Here is a 5,034-nt window from a genome sequence, read left to right on the forward strand (position 1 = left end):
GCGCCATCGCAATGACCTTAAGCCAACGTGGAATAAACCTCGGAAACCCGCTGAAAGGTCCAATAGCAGGCGATAGCCGCACATCCACCGGCTAAGCCCACTCGCAGGGACATCCACAAACTGGAGTTCACGCGCTGGCAGAGTATCAAGGCAGGCCAGAGCGCAAGAATAATGGCGACCTGGCCAAGCTCGACACCAAGATTGAAAGCAAGCAGGCTCTGCCAGATGTTTGGAGATGTAACCTGCAATATCTTGTGCAACACAAAGCTAAACCCAAGCCCGTGCAAGAGGCCAATCAGTGTTGTCAGAAGCACCATCGTGACTTCAGAGCGCGCATTGTCCTTAGAACTCACAAACGCTGCGACGGCTGCAAATATGATAGAAAGCGCGATCCCGGTTTCGACGGCAGGAACAAACCACGCGCCCGATGGCACAAACCCGAAAAACCCCAGAGACAGCGTCACGCTATGCCCAAAGGTAAAACCGGTTGCACGCAGCAATAGCGCCCTGAGTGTCTGCGCTCCAATGACCAAACACACAACAAACAAAACATGATCCAACCCTTCGAGGATATGTCGTATGCCTTCCCAGACGAAACTGAGAAATCCTCCATACCCCTTCTTCTGAATCACCAATGGTTCGGTCATCAGACCCCGAGATCGGAATATCTGCGGTGTGTCCGACGCGTAGTCGAGAATGAGGTTGGCCGTTTGGTCCTGATCCGGCAAGCCGGGGTCTAGCACGTTAGCAATGCTGTACGATTGCACCGGGCCGATAGTGTCATAATACATGACGAGATCAACAATCGTGTCACCTACATAAAGCGGTGGCTCTAAGGCCGTTTCGGTGTCCACGGCCTGTTGAGCTTCGGCCAAAGTTGCGAATCCGGGCTCATTTCCAACGCGATGCAAGCGAACGGACTTAACTGTTCCTCTTAAACGCTGATTGTCGACCAACAGATGCAACCCACCTTCGGCGAATTGCCCCAGCCCATTGGGATCGCTCATGACAGCCTGCAAGTCGACAAAGTGGACCAACTGACCGTCGCTCATGGCATTAGTCGTAAATGGTGCAGCTTTCGGCAAGGCATCACCATCCTTATCACCGATCTTGTCTGCAACCAGATAAGGCATGGGCGTACGGATGTAGACACGCAGACCGTCTTCGGAATGCTCGACATGCGAAATTCGAACGTTGAGGTTAAGCAAAAAATGCGCCGAGGCTGTCAGCGTCAGTGAAAAAAACACACAGACAAACAGAGCGCCGAAAGCAAAAACCTTTGGCCTTAAACACTTATGCATTTGGATCGCGAGCCTCGATTACAGTTAATCCGTCCAGCTTCCATTGCCCTGACTCAGGTATCACCTCGGCCAGCACCCGGAACGTAACCGCGCGTATATGGACGTGTCCCCAATGACCGCCTTGGGCTTTCACTTTCCATTTGGCAAGAGTGCTAAATCCACCCGGTTTGAGAGTCGGGTCAACGCGCTCTAATCTCAGGTCTCTAATATCGGTAACTGTAGCAAGACTGCCTCCTGGCGTTCGGATCACGAGACCACGTTCCACCTCTGTTGCGATGTCGCCCAGAGACGCTGCCGTTGCAATGTTTGCCAGCTCTGCCTTTCTTGCTGCCGGCGAAGTTTCCAGGGTCACCGTGTTCAAGTTTTCGACCATCAAGCGCAGTATATCTTCCGCAACTTGCGGCTCAGGGGGCTCGCGCTTCTTCCAAAATAAATCCGGCAAATATCCCGAAAATGCGACGGTTGCCGATGTTGCGGCAATCATGGTTACGCAACTGATGCGCTTTGCAACATTGCCCTTACTCAGCACGAAGAAACCAAGTGAAGCGGCACTGATCATCCCAGAGATCAAAGCCATTGCCGGGTTCCGCCGTGTCTGCTGCTCAACTGGAACCTGAGTGACAGATGCTCTTTCGTATTGGAGCAAGTGGTTCTGCCAATGAAACTGATGGTCTGCTGGCGTCACAGCCCCAAAGAATGGCCCGGCGATATCGTTTGAAATGGTAGCAACGCGGGAAATTTCCTCGTCAAACATATCCCATGTGACTGTCACCTGATCGGGAATGTCTGCCGATGAGAAAGAAAGGATAGCGCCGATAAACGCATTGTTCACAGACACTTCCTTTCCAGGCTCGACAACCTGAAAACCCTGCGATGTCAGTTCCAGGAATTTTGCCGTAGCGTTCGACGGTTGCACTAATTTGCCATCAATTGACACCGGGTTACGAGAAGCCAGGAAAGACGCCGCCTGGCTTACGATCAAGGCGCTACGCTGTGGCGAAAGCGTTTGCCCTACTTCGAAAGTTTCACCAATCCAAGGCGCCAGTTCACGCAAGCGGATCAGCGTCTCATGCCGAACTTCACGAGGTTCGATGTAAAGAAAGGTGGATGTCCCGTCCTGAGCTTTTCGATTCAGGCTTTCAGCAGAAAAGCGGCTATCCCACGGATCAGGCCAGTGAATCTTTAACTCTGCTGGCTTTGACAAGAAGCTGAAATCCGTGACCGGAACCTCACGGTCAAAAACCTGCATCCCGATAGTCACCAGTGGTTCGCTATCCCGCGATGGAGGCACTATAGTCAGCTCCTTGGGAACTGAGTTTTGAAACGGAAAGAACACTTCGACGAACAAGACACGCGGATCTGTTGGCGGGCTAGGAACAATTTGGCCCGAGAATGGATCGCGCTGACCTGAAAGCGGCGAGGCTCGATCTATGCGCGTTCGGTATTCTATCTTTCTGATTTCAGCGTGTAAGGCCCGTTCGTCCCTTCCAACAATCGACAGCGTCCGACTTTTGGCTTGGGCAGAACCTTGATCGGATTCTTGTTCAACCTCCGGCTCACCCTCGACGAAATCGGATGACCAACCGATTGGCAGCATATCCGTAAACAACGGAATATCTTCGACATAGACTTCAAGGTCGACGTAAACTCCATCATCTTTGACATGAAGGACAGCGATATTGCGGGCGACTTCTGATCCGTTAGTCAGAACGACATCCGCCGAAACGGCCTGTACACCTGAGGCCATCAGGCTCAGCATCAGGAATAGTCGGTACAGATACTGCCAAATCGGAATTTTGTTCACCCCTGAACGTTAATTATCCGGCATTGGCGGTGGCGTGTAACCGTCCCACTTGCCCGCTTGAACCTTTTCAGAAGGCTCTTTTTCTTTTGAACGCGGGGCATTGATGTATTCGTCGCTCACAGCTGGTGGCAGCGCATAGTCGTCAACACTCGCTTCCCGAACAACGATCTGATCCTTTGTTACGTTTATCACCTGTAGATCTCGCGCCAGCGTGAGCGGTCCATCGTATGTCGAACGGACACCTTCCAGGATTGCCTGATAGTTTTCGGGTGAAAGAACAGAGTGATACCCTAGGGCCATGCGTGGCTCGACAGCGGACATAACTTTGCCGAAAGCCGCAGGTTCCGTATGAACGCGCGTAGCTACATAAGTCGCCTGTTTCATGTCCCAGCCAAAATAAGGGGCTAGCGCATCCGGTGGTAGAAACGCCTCGTGAGAAGCGAGGTCCGCCCCTTTGGCATATTCGACATACCATTTGTTCGGGTATGTATCGCCACCAAAGACGTATTTCAGCCCATTCCATTCTAGAGAGTAGCTTACCGAGCCATCTAGACTGTGGATCGCAGGCCAAGACCGGATAGTTACATCGTTTTCCTGATAAACAATCTCGTTCTCCTGCATGTAATCGAATTCGGTGACGTCAAGCTTGGCGCCATCATCCGGCAGCGCCCCCGTACGTGTGGCCAGATCCCAAGCATAGGCTTTTGACATGCCCTCAACATAGGCTTTGGTGCCCAGTTCATCTTCTGATCCGGACGGGCCGAAGATGCGGAGCGGTGTATATCTGCCCGAAAGCCAACCTCCGACGTGGAGTCCCATGAAGTCACCAACGTGATCAACATGCAAATGGCTAAAGAAAACCTTGTCGATCTTTGCGAAGTCCGGTCGCAGCGAAAACAGGTTTCCCGTTGCGCCAGTTCCTACGTCAAACAGAAAGACGTCCCCATTCCCAAGTTCCACATAAAACGAAATCGAAACGGCTGCCTTGGTTTGGTTTGGCATCCCCGTACCCAATGCCGTGATACGCATCTCATCCTCGCCGAGGATTTCAGTGTTGGGAAAGTAAGACGCGGGATATACACCGTTTTCGATTTCAGTGGCACTCCGACCCGTCGGTAAGGCGTTTTGGGCCGTGGCAGTGCCAGCCAGTGTCACGCCTAATGCCATCAATGTACCGGCTGCGGTTTTCATTAAGTTATTCATTGATCCCCCCTTCAAAGCGAAGCCTCGTAAGAGAACACGAAACCGTGAACCTCTCGTTCACCATAGACATATCTACGGTAGAGCCATAGACTGCTCTATGTCAAATAAAGAATGCTATAATCTGAATGTCAGAATCCATCACTCGAAACTCACCAAAAAACGCCGCGACCAAGGAAGACTGGATATTGCTGGCCTACAAGGTACTCAATGAGGGCGGCGTTTCCGCGATAAAGGTCGTGCCAATGGCAAAGCGACTGAACCTGACAAGCGGCAGCTTTTACTGGCATTTCAAGAACGTCCGTGAGCTTTTGGATGAGGTTCTCAGATATTGGGAGCAGGAACTGACTGACAATGTGATCGCAAAGGCAAAGACATTTGGCGGCCCCCCGGAAGACCGCATTCTTCTTCTTATGAAAAAGGTCATTGAAGAGGACGCCGCCTTGCCAGATCACGCTGTCTCAGTGTGGGCGAATACCGATGAGAAAGTAAGAGAGGCGTATCAAAGAACCATCGGCAAACGATTCCAGTTCGCCGCCTGGATGTTTGAACAGGCCGGGTTTTCGAAAGAAGAAGCGAAAGCGCGTGGAAGACTGATGGTTACTTCGCTAATGGGAGACTCTTCGACCGGTCTTAAAGCGCAAGGCGATTGGGAAAAGGTCATAGAGCGGGAACATGCAATTCTTGTCGCAAAGAACAAGATAGAACAAAAAAGTTACCCGGCATTGT

General features: G+C 51.7%; 4 protein-coding genes. 1 reads left to right on the forward strand and 3 read right to left on the reverse strand.

Features of this window, described 5'->3' with window-relative positions:
- Nucleotides 1–17: 17 nt before the first annotated feature.
- From ACR0KN_RS22310 to gntH, 3 genes are read right to left on the reverse strand one after another with little or no spacing between them, the layout of a single operon-like run.
- A complete protein-coding gene (locus ACR0KN_RS22310) occupies nucleotides 18–1,247 on the reverse strand; it encodes a HupE/UreJ family protein (RefSeq protein ID WP_480656675.1) in 1,230 nt (409 codons plus the stop codon).
- A gap of 46 nt (nucleotides 1,248–1,293) precedes the next feature.
- A complete protein-coding gene (locus ACR0KN_RS22315) occupies nucleotides 1,294–3,060 on the reverse strand; it encodes a hypothetical protein (protein ID WP_480656677.1) in 1,767 nt (588 codons plus the stop codon).
- A 54-nt stretch (nucleotides 3,061–3,114) separates the two neighbouring features.
- On the reverse strand, nucleotides 3,115–4,308 hold the full coding sequence (gntH, locus tag ACR0KN_RS22320) for a guanitoxin biosynthesis MBL fold metallo-hydrolase GntH (protein ID WP_480656678.1): 1,194 nt from the start codon (nucleotides 4,306–4,308) through the stop codon (nucleotides 3,115–3,117).
- 125 nt (nucleotides 4,309–4,433) lie between these two features.
- On the opposite strand from gntH, the gene ACR0KN_RS22325 reads away from it, so the two are divergent.
- On the forward strand, nucleotides 4,434–5,034 hold a 601-nt coding region (locus ACR0KN_RS22325), incomplete at its 3' end, for a TetR/AcrR family transcriptional regulator (RefSeq protein WP_480656679.1).

The sequence above is a fragment of the Ruegeria sp. AP7 genome (genome assembly GCF_056539905.1).

Coding starts and splice junctions, on each gene's coding strand:
- ACR0KN_RS22315 (WP_480656677.1), bottom strand. CDS start 3,060: ATGCTGAGCCTGATGGCCTCAGGTGTACAGGCCGTTTCGGCGGATGTC.
- gntH (WP_480656678.1), bottom strand. CDS start 4,308: ATGAATAACTTAATGAAAACCGCAGCCGGTACATTGATGGCATTAGGC.